General features: G+C 60.7%; 28 protein-coding genes and 1 pseudogene. 19 read left to right on the forward strand and 10 right to left on the reverse strand.

What is annotated here, in order from left to right; translation table 11 throughout:
• Window positions 1-29 precede the first annotated feature (29 nt).
• The 9 genes and pseudogenes from IVB22_RS02560 to IVB22_RS02600 form a co-directional block, all read left to right on the forward strand.
• A complete protein-coding gene (locus tag IVB22_RS02560; RefSeq protein ID WP_247515737.1) occupies window positions 30-365 on the forward strand; it encodes a hypothetical protein in 336 nt (111 codons plus the stop codon).
• Window positions 362-589 carry a hypothetical protein gene (locus IVB22_RS41820; RefSeq protein WP_374207442.1) on the forward strand — a complete coding sequence of 76 codons (228 nt, stop codon included), beginning with the start codon at window positions 362-364 and terminating at the stop codon, window positions 587-589. The genes IVB22_RS02560 and IVB22_RS41820 overlap by 4 nt, the downstream gene beginning before the upstream one ends.
• Before the next feature lie 210 nt (window positions 590-799).
• Entirely contained in the window at window positions 800-991 is a 192-nt protein-coding gene (locus tag IVB22_RS02570) for a hypothetical protein (protein ID WP_247515738.1), read from the forward strand.
• A 400-nt stretch (window positions 992-1,391) separates the two neighbouring features.
• Window positions 1,392-2,357 carry a serine protease gene (locus IVB22_RS02575; protein ID WP_247515739.1) on the forward strand — a complete coding sequence of 322 codons (966 nt, stop codon included), beginning with the start codon at window positions 1,392-1,394 and terminating at the stop codon, window positions 2,355-2,357.
• Between the two features lie 214 nt (window positions 2,358-2,571).
• On the forward strand, window positions 2,572-4,098 hold the full coding sequence (locus tag IVB22_RS02580; protein WP_247515740.1) for a C25 family cysteine peptidase: 1,527 nt from the start codon (window positions 2,572-2,574) through the stop codon (window positions 4,096-4,098).
• Window positions 4,085-4,348 carry a hypothetical protein gene (locus IVB22_RS02585; RefSeq protein ID WP_247515741.1) on the forward strand — a complete coding sequence of 88 codons (264 nt, stop codon included), beginning with the start codon at window positions 4,085-4,087 and terminating at the stop codon, window positions 4,346-4,348. Before IVB22_RS02580 ends, IVB22_RS02585 begins: the two co-directional genes overlap by 14 nt.
• Window positions 4,349-4,450: 102 nt before the next feature.
• Window positions 4,451-4,882 (forward strand): nuclear transport factor 2 family protein, encoded by a 432-nt coding sequence (locus IVB22_RS02590; RefSeq protein ID WP_247515742.1) that lies wholly within the window; start codon window positions 4,451-4,453, stop codon window positions 4,880-4,882.
• Window positions 4,883-5,052: 170 nt separating this feature from the next.
• Complete coding sequence (locus IVB22_RS02595) at window positions 5,053-5,682, forward strand: AraC family transcriptional regulator (RefSeq protein ID WP_247515743.1); 630 nt, start codon at window positions 5,053-5,055, stop codon at window positions 5,680-5,682.
• An 81-nt stretch (window positions 5,683-5,763) separates the two neighbouring features.
• A pseudogene (locus IVB22_RS02600) lies at window positions 5,764-6,159 on the forward strand (GMP synthase (glutamine-hydrolyzing)); the annotation flags it as partial.
• A gap of 16 nt (window positions 6,160-6,175) precedes the next feature.
• Here the strand turns inward: IVB22_RS02600 and IVB22_RS02605 are convergent.
• The gene (locus IVB22_RS02605; RefSeq protein ID WP_247515744.1) at window positions 6,176-6,889 is read right to left on the reverse strand and encodes an SDR family oxidoreductase; all 714 of its coding nucleotides are present in this window, start codon (window positions 6,887-6,889) and stop codon (window positions 6,176-6,178) included.
• Window positions 6,890-7,082: 193 nt separating this feature from the next.
• Between IVB22_RS02605 and IVB22_RS02610 the strand changes: the two genes are divergently transcribed.
• From IVB22_RS02610 to IVB22_RS02625, 4 genes are all read left to right on the forward strand, one after another.
• Window positions 7,083-8,891 (forward strand): ATP-dependent endonuclease, encoded by a 1,809-nt coding sequence (locus IVB22_RS02610; RefSeq protein ID WP_247515745.1) that lies wholly within the window; start codon window positions 7,083-7,085, stop codon window positions 8,889-8,891.
• Window positions 8,892-8,902: 11 nt separating this feature from the next.
• On the forward strand, window positions 8,903-10,726 hold the full coding sequence (locus IVB22_RS02615) for a UvrD-helicase domain-containing protein (protein WP_247515746.1): 1,824 nt from the start codon (window positions 8,903-8,905) through the stop codon (window positions 10,724-10,726).
• An 821-nt stretch (window positions 10,727-11,547) separates the two neighbouring features.
• Window positions 11,548-12,969, forward strand: a complete 1,422-nt coding sequence (locus tag IVB22_RS02620) for an amidase (protein ID WP_256467370.1) — start codon at window positions 11,548-11,550, stop codon at window positions 12,967-12,969.
• A 49-nt stretch (window positions 12,970-13,018) separates the two neighbouring features.
• Entirely contained in the window at window positions 13,019-13,747 is a 729-nt protein-coding gene (locus IVB22_RS02625; protein WP_247515747.1) for a class I SAM-dependent methyltransferase, read from the forward strand.
• Between the two features lie 488 nt (window positions 13,748-14,235).
• On the opposite strand, the gene IVB22_RS02630 is transcribed toward IVB22_RS02625, so the two are convergent.
• From IVB22_RS02630 to IVB22_RS02640, 3 genes are read right to left on the reverse strand one after another with little or no spacing between them, the layout of a single operon-like run.
• Window positions 14,236-14,733, reverse strand: a complete 498-nt coding sequence (locus IVB22_RS02630) for a peptide deformylase (protein ID WP_247515748.1) — start codon at window positions 14,731-14,733, stop codon at window positions 14,236-14,238.
• 34 nt (window positions 14,734-14,767) lie between these two features.
• Complete coding sequence (locus IVB22_RS02635; protein WP_247515749.1) at window positions 14,768-15,253, reverse strand: RES family NAD+ phosphorylase; 486 nt, start codon at window positions 15,251-15,253, stop codon at window positions 14,768-14,770.
• Window positions 15,250-15,684, reverse strand: a complete 435-nt coding sequence (locus IVB22_RS02640; RefSeq protein ID WP_247515750.1) for an antitoxin Xre-like helix-turn-helix domain-containing protein — start codon at window positions 15,682-15,684, stop codon at window positions 15,250-15,252. Before IVB22_RS02640 ends, IVB22_RS02635 begins: the two co-directional genes overlap by 4 nt.
• Before the next feature lie 82 nt (window positions 15,685-15,766).
• On the opposite strand from IVB22_RS02640, the gene IVB22_RS02645 reads away from it, so the two are divergent.
• A complete protein-coding gene (locus IVB22_RS02645; protein ID WP_247515751.1) occupies window positions 15,767-16,246 on the forward strand; it encodes a GNAT family N-acetyltransferase in 480 nt (159 codons plus the stop codon).
• Window positions 16,247-16,306: 60 nt separating this feature from the next.
• On the opposite strand, the gene IVB22_RS02650 is transcribed toward IVB22_RS02645, so the two are convergent.
• The gene (locus IVB22_RS02650) at window positions 16,307-17,218 is read right to left on the reverse strand and encodes a LysR family transcriptional regulator (protein WP_247515752.1); all 912 of its coding nucleotides are present in this window, start codon (window positions 17,216-17,218) and stop codon (window positions 16,307-16,309) included.
• A gap of 99 nt (window positions 17,219-17,317) precedes the next feature.
• Between IVB22_RS02650 and IVB22_RS02655 the strand changes: the two genes are divergently transcribed.
• From IVB22_RS02655 to IVB22_RS02665, 3 genes are all read left to right on the forward strand, one after another.
• The gene (locus tag IVB22_RS02655) at window positions 17,318-18,379 is read left to right on the forward strand and encodes an aldo/keto reductase (RefSeq protein ID WP_247515753.1); all 1,062 of its coding nucleotides are present in this window, start codon (window positions 17,318-17,320) and stop codon (window positions 18,377-18,379) included.
• An 86-nt stretch (window positions 18,380-18,465) separates the two neighbouring features.
• Window positions 18,466-18,981 carry a nuclear transport factor 2 family protein gene (locus IVB22_RS02660; RefSeq protein ID WP_247515754.1) on the forward strand — a complete coding sequence of 172 codons (516 nt, stop codon included), beginning with the start codon at window positions 18,466-18,468 and terminating at the stop codon, window positions 18,979-18,981.
• A 30-nt stretch (window positions 18,982-19,011) separates the two neighbouring features.
• Entirely contained in the window at window positions 19,012-19,383 is a 372-nt protein-coding gene (locus IVB22_RS02665) for an Atu4866 domain-containing protein (protein WP_374207444.1), read from the forward strand.
• Window positions 19,384-19,398: 15 nt separating this feature from the next.
• Here the strand turns inward: IVB22_RS02665 and IVB22_RS02670 are convergent, their stop codons facing one another.
• Window positions 19,399-19,806: an Rrf2 family transcriptional regulator gene (locus IVB22_RS02670; protein WP_247515755.1), complete on the reverse strand. Its 408-nt coding sequence runs from the start codon at window positions 19,804-19,806 to the stop codon at window positions 19,399-19,401.
• 132 nt (window positions 19,807-19,938) lie between these two features.
• Between IVB22_RS02670 and IVB22_RS02675 the strand changes: the two genes are divergently transcribed.
• The gene (locus IVB22_RS02675; protein WP_247515756.1) at window positions 19,939-20,817 is read left to right on the forward strand and encodes an NAD(P)/FAD-dependent oxidoreductase; all 879 of its coding nucleotides are present in this window, start codon (window positions 19,939-19,941) and stop codon (window positions 20,815-20,817) included.
• Between the two features lie 156 nt (window positions 20,818-20,973).
• Here the strand turns inward: IVB22_RS02675 and IVB22_RS02680 are convergent, their stop codons facing one another.
• Entirely contained in the window at window positions 20,974-21,981 is a 1,008-nt protein-coding gene (locus IVB22_RS02680) for a calcium-binding protein (RefSeq protein ID WP_247515757.1), read from the reverse strand.
• 364 nt (window positions 21,982-22,345) lie between these two features.
• On the opposite strand from IVB22_RS02680, the gene IVB22_RS02685 reads away from it, so the two are divergent.
• Window positions 22,346-23,560, forward strand: coding sequence for an MFS transporter (locus tag IVB22_RS02685; protein ID WP_247515758.1), 1,215 nt, complete (start codon window positions 22,346-22,348; stop codon window positions 23,558-23,560).
• 137 nt (window positions 23,561-23,697) lie between these two features.
• On the opposite strand, the gene IVB22_RS02690 is transcribed toward IVB22_RS02685, so the two are convergent.
• From IVB22_RS02690 to IVB22_RS02700, 3 genes are read right to left on the reverse strand one after another with little or no spacing between them, the layout of a single operon-like run.
• A complete protein-coding gene (locus tag IVB22_RS02690) occupies window positions 23,698-24,678 on the reverse strand; it encodes a thioredoxin family protein (RefSeq protein ID WP_247515759.1) in 981 nt (326 codons plus the stop codon).
• Window positions 24,679-24,680: 2 nt separating this feature from the next.
• Window positions 24,681-25,382 (reverse strand): cytochrome c biogenesis CcdA family protein, encoded by a 702-nt coding sequence (locus IVB22_RS02695; protein WP_247515760.1) that lies wholly within the window; start codon window positions 25,380-25,382, stop codon window positions 24,681-24,683.
• A gap of 26 nt (window positions 25,383-25,408) precedes the next feature.
• Entirely contained in the window at window positions 25,409-25,810 is a 402-nt protein-coding gene (locus IVB22_RS02700) for a cupin domain-containing protein (RefSeq protein ID WP_247515963.1), read from the reverse strand.
• Between the last annotated feature and the right edge of the window lie 34 nt (window positions 25,811-25,844).

Raw genomic sequence — 25,844 nt, forward strand, 5'->3', positions numbered from 1 at the left:
TTCGCCAACATCTTGGATGGAGGTCCGCGGTGTTCCATGATGTTAAATGGTCTCCGTCTGAAAAGAAGATCGCGCGCAGGGCTTTCGACACCGCGTTGGAATCGGCGCTCGCCAAGGTAATGGCCGAATTCAAGCGAAGGGCTAACGCTGCATCGACGCCATCAGAGATGTGGGAGATCGAAAACTATCTCCGTCAGCAACGGCGGGAGATCGATGAATCATTCGATTATCGGTACTCGCAACTTCCTCTTGTCTTTGCCCGTCTCATTCGAGAGGGTCATCTGGACGAGGGTCTCCTTGCTGGATTGTCGGAAGAAAAGCGCGAGATCATTCGCTCGTTCCTTGCTTTCGCTGCGAAAGGGTGACGGCGGGCGGCCGAACTCCACGTCTTTCGGAAAAGCTCTGGATCGCTTCGTCGCTTACCGTCTGCGTGAACGACGTCGCGTCCTGCGGCATGACCGCCGACTTCTATCCCTTCGACATGAAATTCCTCGGCGAAACCGCGACGCGGATCATCAACGAGGTGAAGGGGGTGAACCGGGTGGTGTATGACGTGACGAGCAAGCCGCCGGGGACGATCGAGTGGTGAGTAGGGCTACAAGACCAGCAGGTCTAATATGCTGCCGGTAGGATCAGATAATTAAACGGCCTACGGCAACCGAGGCCCCGTGGGTAAGTCAGGTCGTTGACAAAAAGAACCGAGCTTCAACCGGCGGGGCCTCTGTGCGACCAAAGCACTCAGAGATTTTATCAACCGGTGCTTGTGCTGGTGCCGGGACGCGCTATCATAGAGTTTTCTATGGTGATCGCCACGGACGAACTCAAGAAGTTCGCTGAGCCCGATAGCTCGTTATTTTTTACCTATTTCGGCCGCTTTAAGGATCGCGATTTGACCACCTGTGCCGATCGGGAGATTGGCGTGAGCCAACCAGGCGCCATGATTGCATCAACCTTCGAATGCTTCGATTTCCATGTGATTTCCAAGACGTAGCTTTAGGTGAAATATTCGGCCCGCTCCAGGGGCCTTGGCGGTCAGTATGAGCAATTTTTGCGGAGGCTGCGATTTTAACAAGCCGCTTGAGCGCGTGACGTGCTCAATACATCCACATTGCATCAGCCAGTCCTCTAAGTGCTTTATTGCGTTGACGAAGTTCGGATCCTTGTCTGTTTGCATCGATTCATGGGCGGATACCACTCCAATAAGGACGGCTTTCGCGGTCGCGATATTGCCCGCGTCGAGAGCCCGGCAAAATTCTTCGTTCGCACCGGACATCACATCACTCACCCCTTCGGACCTCGCCATCGACGGTCTGCAACGTTCGCCGCTGGCGGACAGAAATAGTGTGGCAAGAATCTAAGCATAGCGCGACTTTTTTACCAAGGAGATAACCATGACAGAGCATTCGAGTTTAGCGGGAATTTCAATGTCTGGCATCAAGACCGAGTTGCATGCGAGGGCCAAGTCGGCAGCCAAATCGATGACGCGCCTCGACGCTGGTGCAGCACCTCCCCTCGAATCCGTCCCCACCGGCGTACTCGTGGAAGAGCTGCGCTCCCAGGAAAAGGTCATCTACGGTGTGGACGATCGAAAGGATTTTTTCGAATTCAAGTCCGATGCCAAGGTTCGCGAGCTCGCCAATTCGGTCGCAGCTCTCTTCTCCGACGCCGATGTCGTCGACAATGGTGATGGCACATCGACGCTGCGAACCCGGTCTCTCGGTGAAGCGCAGGGATTGTGTCCAAAAGAGCGATTTTTCGATCAGCCAGTAGGCGCCTTTTGCTCGGGCTTTCTTGTTGGCGTCGATCTCATCGCGACGGCCGGCCATTGCGTTAACGCCGGAAATGTCACGACAACACTCTTCGTCTTCGGCTTTCGAATGGAGGACAAAGAAACTCCCGTGACGCGCATCCCGAACAAGGACATCTACCGCGGAAAGCTCGTCGTGGGCCGCGCCGAGCAGGCCAGCGGGCCAGACTGGGGTCTGATCCAGCTGGACCGGCCCGTGACTGACCGCACTGTTCTCAAGGTTCGGCGGACGGCCAGGATTGGGGATATCGCGCCGGTCTCCGTGATCGGGCATCCATCCGGCCTGCCTGTCAAGTTTGCCGACGGCGCCAACGTTAGAGACAATACGCCGACCGCTTTCTTCGTGGCGAACCTGGATACCTATGGGGGAAATTCGGGGTCGCCGGTGTTCGACGCGAATGGAGTGGTGGAAGGCATTTTGGTGCGCGGAGAGGCAGACTATGTCTCGAACGGCACCTGCAACATCTCCAAGGTCTGCCCTACGACGGGCTGTCGGGGCGAAGATTGCACGCGCATTGCAGAGTTGATCGATCTCATACCGCAGGTGTGATGAGGCCGCGCCGTCGTTTGAGCACGGGTGCGTTTGCCGGACGCCAAGTCTGTACCGGGTCGGGGCTGAAATTTCTGCCCCGGCCCCGCGGAGGTAATGAGCCGAGGCATCCGCTTCAGCTCTTCGCGTTCGACTGGATGGTCCCAAAGGACGAGTTACGATCAACAACTCGCCGCGTATCACAATCGAGCGCGCTATTTCGAGTTTTGCAAGCATGGATAAGATCATTGTTTCCAATAAAAGTGCGCTGATCGGCAAATACACTGCAGACGGTGTTGCGAGGATCGACGCCGCTGTCTCGCGCCTCGCCGTTGCGGATAGTCAGCGGGGGATCGAGACCGGCCGGATCTACATTGATCAGCCTGACGACATGACTGGTGTCGGAGAAGTCGTCGTGAATTCCCAGGACGAGGTCGAAGCCAAGAAGGCGATCGATGCGATCGCGAGCAAATTCGAACCTGCTTATCTGGTACTCCTCGGTGGCCCGGACATTGTGCCACACGTCAGCCTGGACAACCCAACGCCTCAAGATGGGGACCCCCGCGTGCCCAGTGATCTTCCATACGCTTCGTCGGCCCCCTTTAGCCGCAGCATAAAGGATTTTCTTGGTGCTGCGAGAGTAGTATCTCGACTTCCGGGGCCTACCGGAGCCAACGACCCGGATTTCGTGACAAAGTTGCTGGACCAATCCAGCGCGCACGCATCTCGATCCGCTGACGATTACAAATCGTATTTCGCCATTTCGGCCGATGTCTGGACGGCTTCTACGCGGATGAGTCTAAACCAGGCATTCGGCAATTTCAGCGCGCTCAAGCTCGCGCCGCCGGCAACCCATACCGGCATCGACATTGACTTGGCGAACCGGGCGCATTTCATCAACTGCCATGGTCGAGCGCTCCAACCGAAGTTCTTCGGCGAAAAGGAGCGGATAGTGTCGGTTTCAATGGAGAGCTCGAAGCTGGCAGGCAATATACAGCCCGATACCATCGTGACTGCCGAGTGCTGCTACGGCGCAGAGCTTTACGATCACGTTCTTGCCGGACGCGGCCAGCCAATTTGCCTCAGCTACCTTGGGAACGGTGCAATTGGATTCGTCGGCAGCACCAACATCTCCTACGGCCCGGCGGCTGCGCTCGGTGCTGCCGACCTGCTGACTCAGTTTTTCTGGATCAACTTGCTCAAGGGGCAGTCGTTGGGTCGCGCGTTCCTCCAAGCCAGGCAGGACTTCGTTCAGCGCGAACGGATGTCCGACCCGGCAAACCTGAAAACTATCGGCCAGTTTATCTTGCTTGGTGACGCGGGGCTCCATCCTTGCTCTCCGCCAGAACATGTAGCAGCCAATTTGGCCGTTGGGGCTGTCGATACGACGACCCAACGCAAGGCGGTCCGATTGGCTCTTGCCAGCAACGGTCAATCGGTCATGGAATCGGCGTCGATGGTAGGGAAGCGTGTCACCGCGAGGAGCCGTCTCCCTGGACATGCCACCCTGCTGGCGAAGGTTCGAGAACTCGCGGGCCAACGAGGATTGGAGAATCCGGACGTTGCAAGCTATCGGGTTTCGGGCGGCAAAGCATTCATGAGTTCCATCAAGTCGATGGCGGCTGAACCCCTGGTGACAGTCGCAATCGAGACCAGAAAGAATGAGGACGACGTGCCAGAAGTCCGCATTGTGGTCGCCCACTCCCTTCGTGAGGGTGATGACATTGCAATTTCGTCTCTGAGGACCTATGTCAGTCGATGACATGGGCGTGGCACGGGTCGATCTTGAAGGCGATGTGCGAATGGAGACAGTAGCTCCTGGCTCCAAGAGCGAACGCACGGCTGTCACCCTTCGAACGACCGAGGGAAATACCTACGTGTTGCAGACCCAGGACGGCCCGGCTTTCGGGGTTGACCAGACCCTGGAAGAGTTGGTCGGCCACCGAATCCAGGCATCGGGTGTGGCGTCCGACCAGACTATCATCATGAGAAAGTGGATTCTCCTGGATTGATCGGGTCCAGTTGGCGTCAGCCGATACCTCGGCCGCACGTTTGTTCAACGCGAAAACTCACACACGCGCTAGTTTTCTTCCCCACCAAAGGGAGGAAAACCAATGACAGCCACAGCACTTGCAAAACACGCAACTCCGCTTCGCGATGTGTTCGAACGCTATCATGTCGGCTGGGAGACCAGGAGCCCGGACCTGATCGCCTCGCTCCATTCAGAAGACACGGTCTTCCATGTCCATGACGGGTCCGACGCCGTCCACGGGCGGGAGGCCTTGCGGCAGCGCTGCATTGATACGTTCGAAAAGTTCGACTTTTCGTTCGAGATGGGCCGCAGACTCTACGGCGACGATCACTGGGTCTTCGAATGGACAATGGTCCTTGCACTCAAGGAGCCGGGCGGCGCGCCGTTCACGGCCAAGGTCGAGATGCTCGATGTCGTGACGGTCAATTCCCGCGGCGAGGTGGCGCGCAAGGACGTCTATATGAACGGGGGTGAAGCGCAGGCCGCGTTCGCCCGGGCCGGGATCCAGCGCTAGCTAGGAAGCGCTGGATGCATCCGACGCCGGCCATATCGTGCCGCTTGAGGATTTGCGCCAAACCACAGAGTTGCCGATAGTAGGGAGCCATGCCGTCTGCGGAAACGCCTTTCACCAGCACGATATTGCCCATCGGGGTCTCACGCCTCGCGGCGCATCCGAATGTTGTCATGGCGGTGCTGGCGGGGCGGGCGGGGCCGATCACGGTCGAGCATGCAGGCGTGAGCGTCACGGGTGACGTCCTGCTCGTCCGGCCGGGGATCGTGCACAGCGTTCGGCTCGCCAGGCGAGGTGCTGATGTCGTCTACCTCAACGGACTGACATTTCCGTTCGAGGCCCCGCTGGCCGTCGCGCTGAAAGGCAATTTGGAACAGCTGGCGCGCCGATCAATTGGTGGCGATTCCTGCGCGACAGAGGAATTGCGGGAAAGGCTCGCGTTCGCGACCAATCCGCTTCCGGCGAAGGTGGTGGAGATCGTACGGGCGATGCAGGCCGATCCAATGCGGCGCGTGTCGCAAGACGAGCTGGTACGATGCCTCGGCATGGAGCGGACGCGGGCGCTCCGCTGCTTCAAGGCGGCGACGGGGCTGACATTTCGCCGGTTCAAGCTGTGGTCGGCACTGCAGCATGCTGCGGTGAGAATGGCCGAGCGCGAGCTGGTGCGGACGGCAGCGATGGATGCCGGCTTCGCCGATACCGCCCATCTTTCGCGCGTCTTCAGCAGCATGTTCGGACTGTCACCCAGCGTGGCGATCGCGGGGCTCGACGAGCGGGAACGGGAATCACGGGAGGTGCACTAGACTAGCTGAAGACAGTGCCCCAAAGCTGCGTTCTATTCCTGCCCGCACGCAATCCACGGCCGCCACCGCAAGGGGCGCTGTGGATTGCCCGAAATCTTCGTCGGCCGCCATCCGCTCCCGGGTCCCGGCCTCGCCATCCGCTGCCCCGGCGACATCACCAAGGAAAAGCTCGACATCCTCCGCAATGCGGATGCGGTCTATATCGACCAGATCCGCAAAGCCGGCCTCTACGACCAGATCTGGCAAGCCTTCGCCGTGTTGCTGCCGGTGAAGACCGTCGGCGTGATGGGCGATGGCCGCACCTATGAATACGTCGTGGGCTTGCGCGCGGTGACCTCCACGACGGCGGACTTCTATCCCTTCGACATGAAATTCCTCGGCGAAACCGCGACGCGGATCATCAATGAGGTGAAGGGCGTTAATCGCGTGGTGTCTGATGTGACGAGCAAGCCGCCAGAGACGATTGAATGGGAGTGATTTTGGCCCATCGGGCCTAATCAGGCTTGAGGTTCTCGAGAAGGGCGCTCCAGCTCCCCCGCCGCAGACCTTTGCCCCACACGATTTCGAATGTCGCGCGTGACGCGCGAGGATGCTGCATCGCTTCAACGAACGCTTCGGCAACATCTGCGCGGGCAATGCGGTTGCGAAACGCCAGGGGTAGGGTGCCCTGGCTGACATTGACCGCACGCTCGCCGCCCGGCCGGTCGAGGAGGAAGCCGACGCGGATAATCGTGTAGTCCAAGCCGCTACTGCGGATTTTTTCTTCGACGCGTCGACGCCAAACCAGCGTATTCCGCTTGAGCAGGTTGATCAGGAAACCCGCCAGTGAGTGCGTCTTGATACCGATCGAGTTCAGATAGACGAAGCGACCCCGGAACCCGGCGCTTCGCGCTGCCGCGAGCGTATCGATGACTCCGTCGTAGTCTGTCGTCTTGACGAGGTTCTTCGAGGCGTAACGTCCGCTCGGCGCGCCGGCGGTGAAGATGATGTGATCCGCATCTCGCAATACAGGTGGGAGCGTGTCCGCTTTCGTGAGGTCTCCGGCGACCACCTCAAACGCGGAGCCCAGCTCGGCAGAAGCTCTGGCAGGATCGCGAGCCAGCACGCGAAAGTCATAGCCTCGTTCGTGCAGCAGCCGGGCGATCAGGCACCCGGCACCCCGTGTACCTCCGACAACCAGAACGCGGTTTCCTCCAGCGTTGCTCATCGAGACCTCAGCGCAAGTGCTTTTACTTCGAAGGAGGGATGGGGATAGTCGTCGATTATCCAATAATTCTTTGCTGTTTCATGGTACGACTTCTGATATTTGGTGGCCAGCTATTCTCGTAGAAATTTAACGAGGTTTCTCGACCGATTGCCAATGACGATTTCGAACAAAATGACGAGGCCGGGGGAATGCGGTGAAAATATTTTCCGTGACGATCGAAAATTTCCGAGGAATCCGCTCTACCAAGCTGGTGCTGCCTGATCACGCCGTACTGATCGGAGACAACAACACCGGCAAATCGTCGGTGTTCGAAGCGATCGATCTCGCTCTTGGGCCGGATCGGCTGAGCCGCCGGCCGCCCGTTGATGAGCATGACTTCTATCAAGGAAAATATCTGCCGGTCGAGAGTGCGGAGGCACCCGAAGGTGCCGCGCCTGCCACAGCGCCCAAGATCACCGTTGAGGTGACGATCATCGACCTGTCGTCCGAACAGCAGGCGCGTTTTGGAGCCAACGTCGAGTGGCTAAATACGAGCACCGGGTTGTTCTACGAAGAGGCGAATCCGGCCGGTGTGGATGTTGTCGAGATCAAAGCGGCGTTGCGGATCACGTTTATCGGGGAGTATGATCCTGAAGAGGATGATTTCGTTGGCAATACCTACTTCACGCGCAGTCTATCAGAAGAAGAAAGGCCAACGCCATTCTCGAAGAAGGACAAGCAGCACTGCGGTTTCCTCTTCCTGAGGTCGCTGAGGACGGGATCTCGGGCGCTCAGTCTCGAACACGGCAGCCTGCTCGACATTATCCTGCGGCTGAAGGAAATCCGGCCGCAGATGTGGGAGGGAACGATTGGAACGCTCGCCGGCCTTGATGTAGCGAGCGATCCTACGCTTGGCATATCCGGTGTTCTCGACAGCATCGACAAGTCCCTGAAGAAATACGTCCCGCGCGAGTGGGGCGTGAAGCCACACCTCAAGGTATCAAACCTGACGCGCGAGCATCTTCGTAAGGTGGTGACCGCCTTCATCGCCACGGGCACTGGCGATCATGCCGCGCCGTTCTTTCGTCAGGGTACGGGCACGATAAACATGCTGGTCCTCGCGATGCTGTCTCAGATCGCAGAGGACAAGCAGAACGTCATTTTCGCCATGGAAGAAGCTGAAACGGCGATTCCCCCATACGCACAAAAGCGAATTGTACATGAGCTACGGAAGCTTTCAGCTCAGTCGCTCTTCACCTCGCATTCTCCTTATGTGCTTGAGGAGTTCAAACTCGACGAAACCGTCATCCTCTCGCGGTCAGACGATGGAGAACTTAGCCAAGCTAAGATCGAACTGCCGGAGAGCGTCAAGCACAAGCGTTACCGACAGGAATTTCGTACCCGGTTCTGCGAGGGGCTACTGTCGCGTCGCGTACTGATTGCGGAAGGGGCGACGGAGGCGACCTCGTTTCCGGTAGCTGCTCGCCGATTGTCGGAACTAAATCCCGCCACCTACGCATCGTTGGAGGCTTTGGGTGTGTGCGTGATTGACGCCGGCACCGAGACACAGATCGCGGACCTCGCATCTCTTTACAAGAGCCTCGGCAAGCGAACCTTTGCTCTGTGCGACAAGCAGACCGACCCGGCTAAGGCGGCTATCGAGGCTCAGGTTGAACGCCTCTTCATGCACGGGGAGAAGGGCATCGAGGATCTGATTCTCAAGAATACCACGCAGGCCGCGCTCGAGCGGTTCGCTAATCAGCTTGAGTGGCCGCCGCATCTGCTGGCGAAATACCCGGATCCGAAGGCACAGGCCATTGCGGCGTTGACGGAGTATTTCGGGTGGTCGAAAGGGAATTGGGGGATCGCCGAGTTTCTGACTCAGTGCTCTGAGGCGGAGATTCCTGTGTGGATACGCGAGACTTGCATCACTCTCAGGGCTCTTTGCGATCCACTGCCGCTGCCGCCGCCACCGCCATTTCCTTGGGCCGGCGCGGCCCCAGTCGTAGTGCCTGTCAGTTAGACGACGATGTCATGGTGGACCTAACCGAAGCGCAGAAGGAAGTCATTCAGGCCGGCGGACATCAACTCGTAACCGGCGGCCCCGGCTCGGGAAAGACCACTGTGTCGATCCTAAAGGCTGCCAAGATCGCGCGTGAGGCATTGGCGTCAGGTCAGAGAATCCTATTCCTGAGTTTCGCACGCGCGACCGTCTCGCGCGTCTTGGAGGCGATCGATGAAGAACGTGCGATCACGCGGGAGGAGAGGCAGAGGATCGAGGTAGATACCTATCATTCCCTCTTCTGGCGTATCCTGAAGACGCATGGCTACCTTGTCGGCTTTCCGCGACGTATGACGATCCTGACGCCTTCAAACGAGGCAATCGCCTTGTCTGCGGTGCGCAGCGGCTACAAGCCAGCCTCGAAGCTCACGGAGGAGGAAAAGGCGGAGAAGCGGGCGCGTGAGGAGGCTGAGCGCACTCGGCTAGCTATTGAGGAAGGCAAGGTCTGTTTTGACCTGTTTGCGGACCGCGTGGCGATCTTGCTGCATGGCTCCAACAAGGTCCGCTCGCTCATTTCAACCATATATCCGTATATCATCCTGGATGAGTTTCAGGACACCACCGCCGATCAATGGCGAGTGGTGCAGGCGCTTGGTGCGAGCAGCACCCTGATCGCCCTTGCCGATCCGGAGCAGCGTATCTTCGATTTTATCGGTGCCGACCCGGAGAGGCTAAATCACTTCCAGGCGGCGTTCGCCCCATCGGTCCACGACCTTGCCGGCGACAATCATAGGAGTAGGGGGACGGAGATTGCGCTCTTCGGCAACGACATTCTGATCGGGAAATTCCGGCAGAATGAATATCAGGGCATCGGATTCGAAGCGTTCGAGTCCAATCCCAACCAGGCCTATGCGTCATTGGTTGGGCAGGTGCTCCAGGCTCGGAAGCGCCTCATTGAGGGCGGTCGACGAGACTGGTCGCTAGCTATACTGGTGCCGACCAAGCGGATGACCCGACTGGTTTCGGACGTGTTGCGCGAGCCTTTCGGCAACGTGCCGCCGATCGCGCATACTGCCGCAGTTGACATGGAAGGGCCTATCCTGGCGGCGGAAATCGTAGCCTTCCTGCTGCAACAGCGGGCGCACCCCGGCTGCTTCGACGAGTTCATCGAGCTACTCTGCAGTTATTTCCACGGCCGTGGAGGTGCGACCCCGAGTAAGGGTGATATAGATGAGGCATCTCGGTTCCGAACGGCTTTGGCAAAGTGGAACGAGTGTCTCGCAGCCGGTCGGCCAACGCCTGGCAACAGCGTTCTCAAGAGTACCTTCGCTGTTCACCAAGCCTCGGCGGCGTTGGCGCTGATAGGGGACCCAGACGCTGACTGGATGGCGATGCGTGCAGTTCTCGAGGCAGGCGCCTGTTCGCGGCTGAATGATGTGGCGAAGGAGGTTCGTAACGTGCGGCTGCTTGAGCGCGGGACCCAACTGCGTCAGGGGCTCGCCCAAGATTGGCGTGATACGGGCGGATATCGCAATGCCCTTACGATCACGCGGCAGTCCTTCGTCCAGGAGCATTTCGCAATGGCGCATAAGCCGGAGTCTGGCGTCGTCGTGATGAATATGCACAAGGCGAAGGGAAAGCAGTTTGACGAGGTCATCGTCTTCGAGGGATGGCCAAAGAGGGTTAGGCGCGAGATCGTGGCAAATCCCGATCGAATCGTGACCGGCAATGTGCACGACGGTCCCATGGCGCAGGCGCGTCAGAACTTCCGCGTCAGTATCACTCGGGCGAAAGTGCGCACGACCATCATGACGCCTCGAGACGATATCTGCGTGTTGCTGAGGCCTGCTGGGTAGGCGAGAAGCCAAGCATGCCGACGGTAGTTTTTGGAGAGGCTCGAATTACGGTCACTCGTTGCTTGGCGCCACATCAAGCATGCGCCAGCGGCGCTATGGACTGCGTCGCTTCGCTCGCAATGACGAATTCGGCTCATCGAGTGCGACAAGCTGCACGACAAGCAAATCACTTCTGATTTTCCGAAATCGTGTCAATCCCAGGAATCAAAAATATTCTGCTTTCGTTCTCGCCCAAATCAGCCGCATAACTCCGCCCGTCTCACGGCAGATGAGGGGCGCTTCGCGATCGTCACGAACGCGCGGTGAGATGCGGTGGACGCTGAGGGCGCGATAGACGTACGCGCCGGACGCGTACGGCGAAGTCGTGTGGTTCGGGCGCCGCGGTGCTGGCGCTAAGTCCTAGAGAAGCGAAGCTTCTCGGGGGTGACGGAGGCAAAAGAGCCGTTCTCCGGGAAGAGCACGAAGTAAGCCGTAAAGCCATTGCGCAGGGAAGGCCGGAGTGTTCCCGCTGCCCTGTATGCTCGTGTGCATTTTTGTTTTGCGCAAATCGCACGCGAGACCGCGGGTGCAGCAAGCACCCGGTCTTCCCTGCGCCCTCTACGTAACGAGGAGGGTGAAAAATTGCACAAAGCTCGGGCGTATCCCGCCGCGAGAGAGCGGACCCATGCCCCACGCCGTTGAAATCTTGAATCTAGGCCTTGCCTTGCATGAACGATCGCACGCAGATCTGCCATTCTGGTCGAGGGGCTGCGGCCCGCTGCCGGTCGTGGCATGTTCGACGGAATGTTCGAAGGCTTCACCACATTTTCGGATCGGGCGTCATGTCTGACGATTTGAACTGGCTTTCCGCCCGCGAGATGGAGCGGCGCTTCGCCAAAGGCGACTTGTCGCCGGTTGATGTGCTGGAAGCCACCCTGGCGCAACTGCACACGGTCAATCCGGCTCTCAACGCCATCTGCCTGCTGGATGAAGCGCAGGGTCGGCGCCTTGCCGCAGAGTCGGCGGAGCGCTGGCGTCGCGGTGCACCGCTCGGACCGCTCGACGGCGTGCCTGTCGCCATCAAGGACACGGCGCATGTTGCTGGCTGGCCGACGCGTATCGGCTCGCATGCGACGCTAGCTGTGCCGAGCGCGGAGGATACGCCCGGCGTCGCCCGCCTGCGTGAGGCTGGCGCGGTGTTCTTCTGCAAGACAGCCACGCCCGAATTCGGATGGAAGGGCATCACGCACGGCCCGCTGACCGGCATCACGCGTAATCCCTGGGATGTTTCCCGCACGCCCGGCGGCTCCAGCGGCGGCTCGGCCGCATTGGTGGCTGCCGGCGTCGTATCCCTGGCTACCGGCGGCGATGGCGGCGGCTCCATCCGCATCCCGGCGGCGTTCAGCGGCGTGTTTGGATTGAAGCCGAGCTACGGCGTAGTGCCGAATTTCCCGGGCCCGATGGGCACGCTCGCGGTCTATGGCGGCCTGTCGCGCGATGTTGCTGACAGCGCCTTGATGTTGAACGTGTTCACGCGACCGGACGCGCGTGATTCCTTCGCCATTCCCTATCGCGGCATCGATTATCTCGACGGCCTCGACAGTGGCGTGGCGGGGATGCGGATCGCATGGTCGCCCGATCTCGGCTTCCCGGTCGCCGATCCTGCCGTCGTGGCGGGCATGCAGCCGGCCATCGACGCGCTGGTGAAGGTCGGTGCTGACGTGCAAAGTGTTTCCCTCGATCTTTCCGGTGCGCAGCCGGCGCTGGAAGTGATCTGGGGCGCATCGCATGCCGCATTGGTGCGTGATTTCGATGGCGCGCAATTGGCGGCGCTCGATCCGGGCCTGCTCCGGCTGGTCATATCAGCCCAAAATATTTCCGCGAGCGAATTGCAGGCTGCCTATGCCGAGATGCGCGCGCTGAGCCAGAAGATGCAGTTGTTTCATCAGGATTACGATCTGCTGCTGACCCCGACCGTTCCCATCACCGCGTTCGCTGCCGGCGTCGACACGCCCGACACCACGCGCTTTCCGCAATGGTTCGATTGGACGCCGTTGACGTGGCCGTTCAATCTCACCCGCCAACCTGCGGCCTCGATGCCTTGCGGATTTGTTGAGGGGCTGCCAATCGGGTTGCAAATCGTGGGGCCGATGTTCGGCGAGCAGAACATCCTCCGGGCGAGCCGCTGCGTCGAGCAGGCCTGCGCCACCGGTGCGCGGCCGGGTCTTGGAGCGCGCGGCCTTCCTCACGGGGACAAACAATAGCTATGATGCGCCTGGATGATCGAATGGGAGTGGGGGCATAAGCAGCGGAATGACCGATATCTACGACCCGCAATTCGTGAAGGCCGTCTTCGATCGCTGCTCGGACAGGTACATCACCTTCAGCCTGATCTGCTCGTTCGGTTTCACCGAGTGCTGGCGACAGCAATGCGTAGCGGCGATGCCGGCGCCTGGGGCCGGCGGCGCGCGCGGCTACGATCTGATGGCGGGGACCGGCGAGGTCTGGCCGCATCTCTTGAAGCGCTTTGGCGATATTGGATCAATCACCGCAGTCGATATCTCCTCCGGCATGCATCGCCGCGCCATGGAACGGCTTCACGCCCACCGTGCCCACCGGATCGAATTCATCGAGGACGACGTGCTGGCAAGCGATCTGCCGTCGGAGAGCGCGGACTTCGTCATCTCCACCTTCGGATTGAAGACATTCAATCCCGAACAGCATGCACGCCTGGCCGCCCTGATCGCGCGCGTGCTGAAACCCGGCGGCGTCTTCTCGATGATCGAGGCGTCGGACCCGAAAGGGTGGTGGCTGCGGCCGCTATACCTGCTTCATCTCAAGCTGGTTCTGCCGCTCGTCGCGCGCATCCTGCTTCGCGGCGCGCAGGATTTTGCGATGATCGGCACCTACAGCACCAACTTCGGCAGCGCTGCTGAGATCGCGGCTACGTTGCGCAGCCACGGGCTTGAGGTGGAGTTCTCAAAATACTTCTTCGGCTGTGCGACGGGCGTTTCGGGCCGGAAGGTCGGGCCCAGCTCGTAGGGCACACCATGTTCCGAAACTACTACCGAAACTGCGGACAACGATGCACGTAGTCCCAGGGAATATCATACACGCACGTGTAACGGAGATCGTCTGACTGCTTTAGCGGCGGAGCCACTACCACCGGTTCGTTGACCGCATCCGGTGCTAGACCATAGAAGACCCCCGGGCCTCCGGCCCAAAAGCCGCCGCCCCGGTGATGGTGATGATGCATCGATCGGGGGAATGACGGGAAAGCCGGGCGCGCCGGAGCAATCCCTGCACCTGCACCGCGCGCTACGCCCGGATCGGCAAATGCCTCGCTCGCGGCAAGGCCAAGCGCGACTACACTGAGAGAGGCGATAAACGTCGTTCTATAAGTCATGGCACTCACCCATTCGTAGGTTACTGAGCAGCATTCCTATGACGCTAAGCCGAGCCCTTTGTGCCCGCAAAGGCATAATTAATTATTAGTTAAGACGTAATCTTAACGGAGGGGCGCATTCATCTCAACTGCGCGACGTCTTCTCGAACCGCTTGATCAGCCGCTCGCGCTTGAGGCGGGACAGCCGCTTGATCCAGAACAGGCCGTTGAGCTGATCGATCTCATGCTGGTGACAGACCGCGCGCAGTCCCTGCGACTCCTCGGTCTGCAGGTTGCCGTGGACGTCCTGATAGCTGATCCGGATCCGCGCATGACGACTTAGCTCGTCGTTGACCCCGGGCATCGAGACGCTGCCCTCCTGATGCAGGATCATCTCGGGCGATGCCCAGATGATCTCCGGATTGACGTAGGTCCGTGCGCCCTCGGTTGCGTCGAGGTCGAGCACCACGACCCGCTGGGAGATGCCGATGTGCGGCGCGGTGATCCCGATCCCCGGCGCGGCGTGCATGGTCTCCAGGAGGTCTCTCGCCAGTTCCCGCAGCACATCGTCAAACACGGTGACGGGCTGCGCCGGGAGCGCTAGCCGAGGGTCGGGGTAACGGATGATCGAACGGACGGGCATGATCTGTTACGCTTTGGCACTTGCACCCCACGAGCTAACCATGCCCGTAAAGCCGCTCATCCCACCACACCGGCTCGGGCAGGGTATGCGTGATGCCCTTGGCGTCGGAGTGAGCCGGGTTGATCAGAAAGTTGCGCTCCAGCCGCGCCGGGATCGAGGGGACGATCAGGAGCGCCGAACGCTTCTCCTCGTACCATTGCTGGCCGAAAGTCTTGCAGATCGTCTCATTCCGCGAGTCCCAGCCGGGATGCGCCGCGGTCTGGAAAATTTCATACGAGACGCCATTTGGAATCGTGATCTCGATGAAGTGCTGGTTGGCGGGCATCACCAGGTTGGTGTGCACCAGCTTTTCCAGCAGCGCGGTGGAATAGTGTTCGGAGCTGTAGATCAGCGGGCTCGTATGCGTGTTCCAGCGGCCGGGATAGAGGCGGGCGCCCTCGGCGTCATAGACCGGGAAGGCACCGTCCGGGTCCCCGATGCGATAGCATTTCAGAACGCGGTCGCTCTTCTGAACGCTCATACGCCGCCGCTATACGCCGCCCGGCCCATCAGGTTGATCACCGCATCGGCGCCGGGGCCGGTCGCCAGCGCCACTTCGAGCGGCGCGTTGTCGTCCAGCATCGGGTGCGGCCGTTCGAGAAAGGCGCGAACCTTGGCTTCGTCACGGAAGACATCGATCCCGAAGGCGAACACTTTGGCGACGCGCGCGAGGCGGTCGCTTTCCTCGCTGGTCAAAAGCTGCTTGTGCTTGCGCCGGCGTTCGAGCGTCGGCTTGGGCACGACCCGATAGGTGAAGCGGCGGACATCGTTCGGGCTGACACGGCCGGCGAATTTGTCCAGCGCCGAGACCGGCAGGCCCTTCTCGACGGAGTAGGCCAGCGTCAGCGTCGTTTCGGTGTTCTTCGGTTTCACGCCGAGCAGTTCGGCGGCGGTTGCAGCCTGATAGCTCATGAAGTCCTCGCGATCAGTTGAGGCAAAGATATGCCTCAGATGAGGCAAAGTCAAGGTGCCTCCTGTGGGGTATGATCCTGCCATGACAGCAAGGCCGGCCGACCCCTCCGAGACCGGCGCGCTCGCGCGCCTCTGGTACGACGGCTGGCAGGATGCCCATGCCGCGATCCTGCCGCCTGTGCTGGCGCGTGCACACACGCGCGCCAGCTTCGCCGAACGTATGGCTGCCGCGCTTGCCGATGTCCGGGTCATCGGGCCGCCAGGTACGCCACTGGGGTTCGCGATGCTGAAGGGCGATGAACTCTACCAGTTCTACGTGGCGTCGGAAGCGCGCGGCGCCGGAATAGCCGCCGCGCTCATGGCGGACGCGGAAGTGCAATTGTCGGCGCGCGGCATAGAAACGGCCTGGTTGGCTTGCGCGATCGGCAACGCGCGCGCGGCCAGATTTTACGAGAAGAGCGGATGGCATCTCGCCAGAACGATGGTCAACCGCCTCGACACCGCTGACGGCCCATTCGATCTAGAAATCTGGCGTTATGAGAAGCACCTGGCGCGCCGGTGAAGAGCGCTGGCCGCGGTGCGCCCGCCAGGACGAGCAAGAGCGGTCCGCGGGCCTCAAACACTATCTCTTTCGCCGGCCTGACGCTGGGCGATATCGCACATGGTCGATCAGCGCGCGCAGCTTGGGCGGAAGATTTCGGCGGTCCGCGAAATAGAGGAAGAAGCCTTTAAAGGGTGGGCAGTACTGCTCCAGAAGCGGCACCAGCTCGCCTCGCTCAATATACGGCCTGAAAGTCTCCTCCATGCCGAACGTCAGGCCGCCTCCGGCACAGGCGGTCCGTACCATGACCCACATGTCATTGGTCGTGATCCGGGCGTTCACCGCGACGTCGAATTCGCGGCCGTCTTGCTCGAACTCCCAGCGATAGGGCGCCACCTCCGGAGCCGGGCGCCAGCCAATGCAGCAGTGCTGCGAAAGCTCGGCCGGGTGAGATGGCGCTCCGAAACGCTCCAGGTAGGACGGTGCGGCCACGACCATCTGGCGCTGATCGCCTGAGACCGGCACGGCAATCATGTCCTGCTCGATGACTTCGCCGAGCCGAACGCCTGCATCATAGCCCTCAGCTACGATATCGAATTCCTCATCGGTAACGGTGATATCGACCTGCACCCCCGGATGAGCATGCGCAAAGCTCGCAAGCAGTGGTCCGCAGATGAAACGCTCGGCGATCGAGGAAACGGCAAGCCGTAGCTGCCCCGTTGGCTTGGCGTCCCGATCCTGCGCGGTATCGAGTGCAAGTTCGACTTCTGCGACGGCTGGCGCGACACGCTGGTGCAGTTGCACGCCGGCCTCTGTGAGGCTGACGCTGCGCGTCGTCCGCTGGACGAGGGCTACCTCCATCCGGTCTTCCATGCGTCGAATGGCCTGGCTCACCGCGGATCGGGTTACGCCCAGCCGCTCGGCAGCGCCGCGAAAGCTCTTCGCTTCTGCGACCGCCAGGAAAACGGAAACAAGATTTAGATCCACCGTCATTGGTTAGCAAATCTTACCAAGCTGGTCACGATTGGACAAATTGTTTTGCGTGTCGCCGTACCGTACGTCTGCCTTCGACATGAGGTGGAGGTGCAGGCCATGAAGTCTCTCGAACATTACCGTCTGCTCGGCCGGTCCGGCCTGCGGGTATCCCCAATCGCGCTCGGCACGATGACCTTCGGACAGGACTGGGGGTGGGGCGCCGATGCGGGCGAGGCGCGTCGGATATTCGATCTCTACGTCGATCATGGCGGCAACTTCGTCGATACGGCCGTGAACTACACCGATGGCGCCTCTGAGCGCATCGTCGGCGAGTTCATCAAGGACAAGCGCGACCGCATCGTGCTCGCGACCAAATTCACCATGGCGCGCGAGCCGGGCAATCCGAACTCGGGTGGCAACCACCGGCTCAATATGTTGCGTTCGGTGGAGCAGAGTCTGCGGCAGCTCAACACCGACCGCATCGACCTGTTCTACCTGCACGGCTGGGACATGACCACACAGCCTGATGAGGTGATGCGCGGGCTCGATGATCTCGTGCGTTCGGGGAAAATCCACTACGTCGGCATCTGCAATACGCCAGCCTGGCGCATCTCCCAGATGCAGACGTCAGCCGATATGCGCGGCTGGTCACCCTTCGTGGCGCTCCAGATCGAGTACAGCCTGATCGAGCGCACGGTCGAGCATGAGCTCATTCCAATGGCAGCCGCGCTCGGTATGGGCGTGCTGCCCTGGTCGCCGCTTGGTGGTGGCGTGCTGACCGGCAAGTATGCCCGGTCCGATGTCGCGGACTCGCGCGACGCAAGCATTTCATCGACGCGCAGGGGTGTCATTGCGTCGTCCGGCCATCTCAATGAGCGGTCGATCGAAGTTGCTGAGGTCGTGCGTGCGGTAGCCGAAGAGATCGGCGCGACCCCGTCCCAGGTAGCGATCGCCTGGACGCTCGCGAATTCAGCGGTCACGTCGCCTGTCATGGGCGCGCGCACATTGGCCCAGGCGAAAGACAATCTCGGCGCCCTCGGGGTCGCACTTTCGCCTGAGCATGTCGATCGGCTCAATCAGGCGAGCGCGCCGGATCCGATCTTTCCCGTCCGCTTCATGGGGCGTCCCATGGTTCAGCAGCTCATCTTCGGCGGCGCATCCGTCGCCCGGCGGAATTGAAAGTCAGTCAACGCAATGCGTCGGCGAGAGTCGTGCCGACCCATCGCTGCCGGGAAAAGGGAAGTAGAGCAGGAAAGGAGAAATTTATGAGAGCCATGGCAAATCGCGCACTCGCATGGTGCATGTGTGCCGCAATGTTCAGCGCTTCCAGCCTGACCACGGCTGCCCCTTGCGGACAGTCGAGCACGACGGAATATAACAACAAGCAAGTCGTCACCGAAGCTTTTCATCGCTGGGCAGCCGGTGGAACGTCCTTCTTCAACGACGTGCTCGCCGAGAATGTCGTCTGGAGGATCAAAGGATCGAGCGCAAGCGCCGGTGAGTTCCAGGGTCGCGAGTCCTTCCTGGAGCGGGCGGTCCGCCCATTCGCGACGAGATTGTCCACTTTCGTCCGCCCGACTGCCGTACGGGTCTGGGCCGATGGCGATCATGTGATCGCTCAGTGGGAAGGCAGCGGCGTAGCCCGCGACGGCAAGGATTACAGCAACAGTTATGCCTGGATCTTTCGCATGCACGACGGAAAGGCGACGGAGGTAACGGCCTTCCTCGACCTCGTCCCTTACGACGATGTCCTGCGGCGCGTCCCCGCGCTTCAGCAGTGACACATCAGCCGATCACTGGAGAAAAACAAGATGAAGCATCGACCAATCACGACATATGCCCTGCTGCTGGGATCGCTTTATATCATCGGACCATCGATGGCGGTCGCTTCAAACGAGGTGTCGGCAGGCAGCAAACCCGAACGGCAGTCCATGGAGAAAGAAATGACGCAGCATACCTACGTTGGCATGTGGGTGACCGATGGTGGCCACATTCGCCATGAGCTTCTTCCGAACGGTCGCTACGACGAAGCCCGCGGAACACGCAAGAGCGCCTATCAAGGGCGCTATGAGATTAAAGGCAATCACATCGACTATTGGGATGATACCGGCTTTACCGCTGACGGCAAATTCGTCGATGAACAAACCCTCCATCACGGCGGCATGATCTTTCGACGCCAGTAACGTCCATGACTCGCCCTACGAGCCAGGCAGCAACTGGTCGAGCGTAATTTTCGAAAGCGCTTGCTCAAAGCGGGCTGCGGCTTCGGACAATGCGAGTGATAAAGCGCGGTTGGCGGAACGTTCGACAACGCATTTGGGATGATCGTCGCTGGTTGCGATCGTGAAGGGCGATCCCGGCTCGAACGCCTTGTAGATATTCAGAAACGTGATCTTGTGAAGCGGCCGCTCGAGCCGCCATCCGCCTTTCGGCCCCCGCTCGGAAGATACATAGCCGCCTTCACGGAGCGCACCCATGATCCGTCGGACGACGACCGGGTTGGTGTCAAGCATCGCGGCGATCGTCTCGGATGTTGCTGTGCCCTCGTTGAAGCTCATGTGAACCAGGACATGAGCGACGCGGGCGAGCCGGGTGTCCTTACTCACGGCGGTACCTCGCTTGATGTCATTGCAGCCTAGACCGCTTCACCCGTTATCGCAACAGACACAGTGACAAATTATTGACGCATTTCCGAATATTGTACTAGTAACAGTTACGAGTAGTGACGGGAGATCAGCATGCACTTTGATGCCATCATTGTTGGCGGCAGTTTCGCCGGCCTGTCGGCGGCGCTTCAACTGGGACGGGCGCGCCGGACCGTGCTCGTCATCGATGCGGGAGAGCGGCGCAATCGCTTTGCATCGGCCTCTCACGGTTTTCTGGGCCGCGATGGCGTGGCGCCGGACGAGATCATCGCCGAAGCGACAAGCCAGTTGTCGCGCTATGTCACCGTCGCAACCCTGAAGGGATACGCGTCAAAGGCGGGACGCACGGAGCAGGGGTTTTACGTCGAGACGCACAACGACACCTTCCATGGCGAGCGGTTGATCATTGCCGGTGGCGTCGCCGATATCCTGCCCGACATCCCGGGTCTCGCCGATGGGTGGGGCACGTCGATCTTCCACTGCCCTTATTGTCACGGTTACGAACTCGAACGCGGCCCGATTGGCGTCCTGGCCACCAGTACGCTCTCCATGCATCATGCAATGATGCTGCCCGACTGGGGGCCAACCACGCTTCTGATCAACGACAGCTTTATCCCCGACGAAACGCAACGGTCAGCTCTGGCCGGGCGGGGCGTCTCGGTGGAGGAGGGGCGCGTCCGGCGGATATTCGGTCAGCGCCCGACCGTTGAACTCGCAAATGGCCGCACGATTGATTTCGCCGGCATCTTCACGCTCGGCCGCACCATGCCAGGGCCGATTGCCGAACAGCTTGGCTGCGATTTGAAGGATGGGCCGCTAGGAAAATTCATCGGGGTTGACGAACAGCAGCAAACGTCGGTTCCCCAAGTATTTGCCTGCGGCGACGTTGCGCGCGCCGCCGGATCGATCGCGCTCGCCGTATCGGACGGAAGCATGGCCGGCGTGGCCGCCCATCGATCCCTCATCTTTTGATCTCGGATCGAAGGGTGGATTGGCCCAACCGGTCCGTGCAAAGCGCGGCCCGACGGGCACAATCCACCACCTCGTCTCATCACGTCGAGCTGTGCGGTGCGTTCAGCCGCTTCAACGGCATCCTGCAATTCGGCATTGAGCGGAGCGTTGCGCAGCCTATGCCAGGCGGCGCACCTCGGGAGCCCCCATCAGGCGGATCATGGGCCTATTGTCTTTGATCTCCGTCGTCGTTCCGTCTGCAAACGCCACGGTCACGGGAGAGTCATAGCGAAGATGAAGCGTGATCTGATCTGATCCATCGCCGAAGGAAATCGTGGCCGTGCTGCCGGAAACCTCGACCTGCATCTTGTCAGCCGTCAATCCCTCTTCAAGTCTGATGGTGGAGTCGCGACCGGCGTAAACCGTGTCCTTGCCGTCTCCGGCCGAGAACAAGACCGTGGAGGCGTGCTTGTCGTAAATCGTGTCATCCCCCGCGCCGCCGGAGACGACAGAGCTGACAACCGTAAGCGTGTCGTTGCCGGAGCCACCGTCGGCGAAGCCGTTGCTCGCTGCGGAGATCCAATCATCGCCCTCGCCACCGCTCACGCGGCTATTGGCCCATGCGCTGATCACATCGTTGCCGGCGCCGCCGTCGACCTGACTGTCGGACCACGCATCGATGGAATCGTTGCCGTTGCCGCCGAGGACAACAGTGTTGGACCAGGCGCGTATGGAGTCATCGCCATCACCGCCGTCCACCGCACTGTCCGACCAAATATCAATCTGGTCATTTCCAGCCCCGCCGTAGACGCCGGATCCGGACCAGGCCCGGATCGAGTCGTGGCCAGCGCCGCTGTCGACCACGCTGTCCGACCAGACATCGACCGTATCGTTGCCGTCACCGCCGTCAACGAGGCTCTTGCTCCACCCTGCAAGCCTGTCATGGCCGTCGGTTCCGCTGACATGTGTCATTCCGAGTTCCTGAAGACGGAGCAGAAATGCCTGCACCACCGGGGAGAGACCAATGCTGCTGGTCGTCTTCTCCGCTGCCGGATCGATCGCAGACGCGCCCGTGGCAGCCGTATTCTGCTCTGCGGTCGGACTGGACCAGGCGAGGTGAGGCGGTGCCGGCGGTTGAAGTAGCCTCAGCGTCAAATTCCAAGAGTTCGGGGTGCCGATCTGCATGACTGTTTACTCCCTTCTGGAAATACAACCTCTGGTGTTGTCCGGTTTTTTGCCCCAGAAGAATTAATGAGGCGTCAAAGCAAAGCTGACATGTCGTCTGCATGGTCAATCCGCCGCAGGCGAGGTGTGAGCGCGACATCCCCAGGGTTGCAGGTTGAGATACCGATGCAATCGCCTTTGAAGGTGGATGGATCGTGCTCCCCTGCGGGGGGTCGTTTCGGTCGGGTTCAGAAAGTGCGAGGAGCCCCGCCTTGCCGCTTCACCGTTCCCTCGCAAAAAAGTGAGGCAGCCTGCCCGCTGGCCTGTCGGCTCCGGACCATCCCATTCGTCTTCCACCCAGAGAGAGCTGCAGTGGAGATCAGGAATGGAAAATTCTCGCTATCGCTGGGTCATCGTCGCGGCCGGAGGTCTTCTCGGCTGCGTCGCGATTGGCGGCATGTTTTCGCTGCCGGTCTTTTTGCAGCCGATCGCGCGGGATACCGGCTGGTCGGTCACCGGCATATCCAGCGCCATGACGATCGGCTTTCTCGCCATGGCTTTCACCAGCATGATCTGGGGCACCTTGTCCGACCGGCTGGGGCCGTTGCCGGTGGTGCTGACGGGCTCGGTGGTGCTGGCGGTGAGCCTGGGGCTCGCCAGCCTTGCGACGTCGCTGGTCGTGTTTCAGTTCATCTTCGGGCTGATGGTCGGCAGCGCCACCGCTGCGATCTTCGCGCCGATGATGGCCTGCGTCACCGGCTGGTTCGATACGCATCGCAGCCTTGCGGTATCGCTGGTTTCGGCCGGCATGGGCATGGCGCCGATGACCATGTCGCCGCTTGCCGCCTGGTTGGTCTCGAACCATGACTGGCGGACCTCGATGCAGATCGTTGCGCTCGTCGTCGCTGCGATCATGATTCCGATCTCATTGCTGGTGCGCCGCGCGCCCGCGCTCGAGAGTGGGGCGTCCGCGCCATCTAGCGATCCTTCGCAACCGGACATGACGCTCGCGCAAGCGCTGCGCTCGCCGCAATTCATCATCCTGCTCGCGACGAACTTCTTCTGCTGCGCCACGCACTCGGGCCCGATCATCCACACTGTGAGCTACGCCATCAGTTGTGGCATCCCGATGATCGCAGCGGTGACCATCTACAGCATCGAGGGCCTCGCCGGGATGGGCGGCCGCATCGCCTTCGGCCTGCTCGGCGATCGCTTCGGCGCCAAGCGCGTGCTGGTGTTCGGCTTGCTGGCGCAGGCGTTCGGCGCGCTTGGTTATGTCTTCGTGCGCGATCTCGCCGCGTTCTATGCGGTCGCAGCGCTGTTCGGCTTCATCTATGCCGGCACCATGCCGCTCTATGCTGTTTTGGTGCGCGAAAACTTTCCGCTGCGGATGATGGGCACCGTGATCGGCGGCACCGCCATGGCCGGCAGTCTCGGCATGGCGACAGGGCCGCTCGCCGGCGGTTTGATCTACGATACGTTCGCCAGCTACGCCTGGCTCTATATAGGCTCGTGGATCATGGGGCTCGGTGCGTTCCTGATCATAATGATGTTCCGGCCGATGCCTGTGGCACGGGCTGCTGCGCCGGTGCCGGCGTGAGCCTCGCCGTCATTGCCTGCGACAAATGCGAAGCGTTTGCGCAAGGGAGCGAAGCGACGAAGCAATCCATATCTCCGCAAGCCGCACCCTTGATGATGTTTGACAATGGAGTCAGAATCCGGCGCGCCCGATCGCGTTCAGCCGAACGTAAAGGTGTAGGCGCTCAGGCCGGCCTTGGGCGCTTTCAGCCGCAACACGTGCTCGCCACTGGCGCCGTTGTAGAGGGAGTAAAGCCTGCTTCCATCGACAGTGACCGGCGGCTGCGGTGCTCCGTCGACGATCACGGACAATGTTTGCGGCGAGAGACTGCCAGCGACCAGGTTGACCCTGGACGCATTGAAGCGGAGCAGGATCTCGTCGCCGTCTGCCGACGAGGTGGCGCGGTCGTGCGTCACATTCCAGAGCCCGGAGAGGGCGAACCGGTTCGGCGGCACGTCGTCCGGCAGCGCATAGGTCCGCTCGCCGCGCGCCGCTTCTTGCGTCTCGACGATGGCGCCATCATTCTTCTCGGAACCGAGATATATTTCGGGCGTTGCGACGGCGCTCAAGTCCGGATCGGTTGTTTGCGCGGTGGGCATGGCTTCGCCGACAAGACGCGCGATGGCGTTTTCCATTTGCTGATAACCGCCTTCGCCGAACTGCGTCGCGACGATCGTGCCGGACGTGTCGATCAGATACGCGGCCGGCCAGTACTGATTTCCGAAGGCGCGCCAGGTGATGTACTGATTGTCCTGTGCCACCGGATAATGGATGCCCAGGCGCTTGATGGCGGTCTCAACGTTCGCACGTTCCTTCTCGAAGGCGAATTCGGGAGTGTGCACGCCGACCACGACAAGGCCTTTGTCTTTGTATTGTTCATGCCATTTTGTGACGTAAGGCAGCGTGCGCAGGCAGTTGATGCAGGAGTAGGTCCAGAACTGAACCAGCACGACCTTGCCGCGGAGGCTCTCCACCGTCAGCGGTGGCGAATTCAGCCAGGCGGAAATCCCGGAGAACTCCGGCGCGGACCGGGAGTCCTGCCGCGTCGTTTCTTCGCTGAGCAGCGCGGATGGGCCAAACTGCGCGATGGCAAGAACGGCAACGAAAACGAGGACGATCAGGCCGAGAAGCTTGCGCATTGTCATAATCCCAGTTGAAGGTTCGGATAAAGCTCCGAAAACCAGACAGCGACGATGCTGTCGTATTGCGTGTAGAAGGCCACCGCTACGAGGAGCACCGCCGCGCCAAATGTTCGCTGCAAGGCGAGGGTGTAGGGCGCAAGCTTCCGCACTTGCGTGGTCGCATATTGTCCTCCATAGGCGATCAGGAGGATCGGAATGCCGGCGCCGACCGCGTATGTGACGAGCAGCAGTGCGGCGCGTGCCAGGTTTTCCGATGTTGCGATCAGCGTGAGAATGGAGCCGAGCACCGGCCCGGCACAAGGTGTCCAGAGCACGCCGAGCGTCAGTCCAACAACGAGCCCGCCGGCATTGCCTGATCCGGCGCGCGCGACGACGCTGTCGGCGAAAGAGAACAGGCCGCTCGACCTCGCCATCAGCCACTCGTATGGCTGCGGCCACAGCAGCAGAACGCCAAAGCTGCCGAGCAGGATGATGGAGACCTTCCGCAAGGTATCGTGCGACAAGCCAAGCACGGTCGAGAACGAGCCGAACAGGATTGCAAAACCGGAAAAAGTCAGGATGAAACCGGCCACGAGGAAGAGCGGTCGCCGCTGGTCTTGCTGGCCAATGGAGGCGCCCAGCAAGACCGGTAGCAACGGCAGGATGCAGGGCGCTGCCGCCGTCAGCAAGCCGGCCGCAAATGCCAACGCAATCTCGATCATGTCGGACTCTCCTCGTGGGCGGCCGCTCACTTCACCAGCGTGAGGAGCGGTTTCCCCTTCTCGACGATGTAGGTGGCAAGCTCGCTGCCGGTGACGCTGCCGGGATTCCTGGCCGAGTGGACCGTTCCGGCAGGAATGAAGAGCACGTCGCCGGCCTTCAGCGTGACAGGCGGCTTGTCCTCGATCTGATATTCGAGCGTGCCTTCGAGGACATAAATCACCTCTTCGCCGGGATGCGTATGCTTGCCGAACGCCACGCCGGGGGCGAGGTCGACGCGCACCTGGATTGCCTCGCGTCCGGGCGCGCTGAGATCGTGCCGCTGCAGATCAGTTCGCGTGACGCCGCTCTGCTGCGCCTGCGCGCCAAGCGGCGCCAGAACGGCTCCAGCGACAAGCGCCGCCATCGCCATGATTTTCATCCTGTCCATATTGATCCTGGTCATGTTGAGCTCCTGGGTTTGA

This window comes from Bradyrhizobium sp. 190, assembly GCF_023073415.1.
Classification (GTDB): domain Bacteria; phylum Pseudomonadota; class Alphaproteobacteria; order Rhizobiales; family Xanthobacteraceae; genus Bradyrhizobium.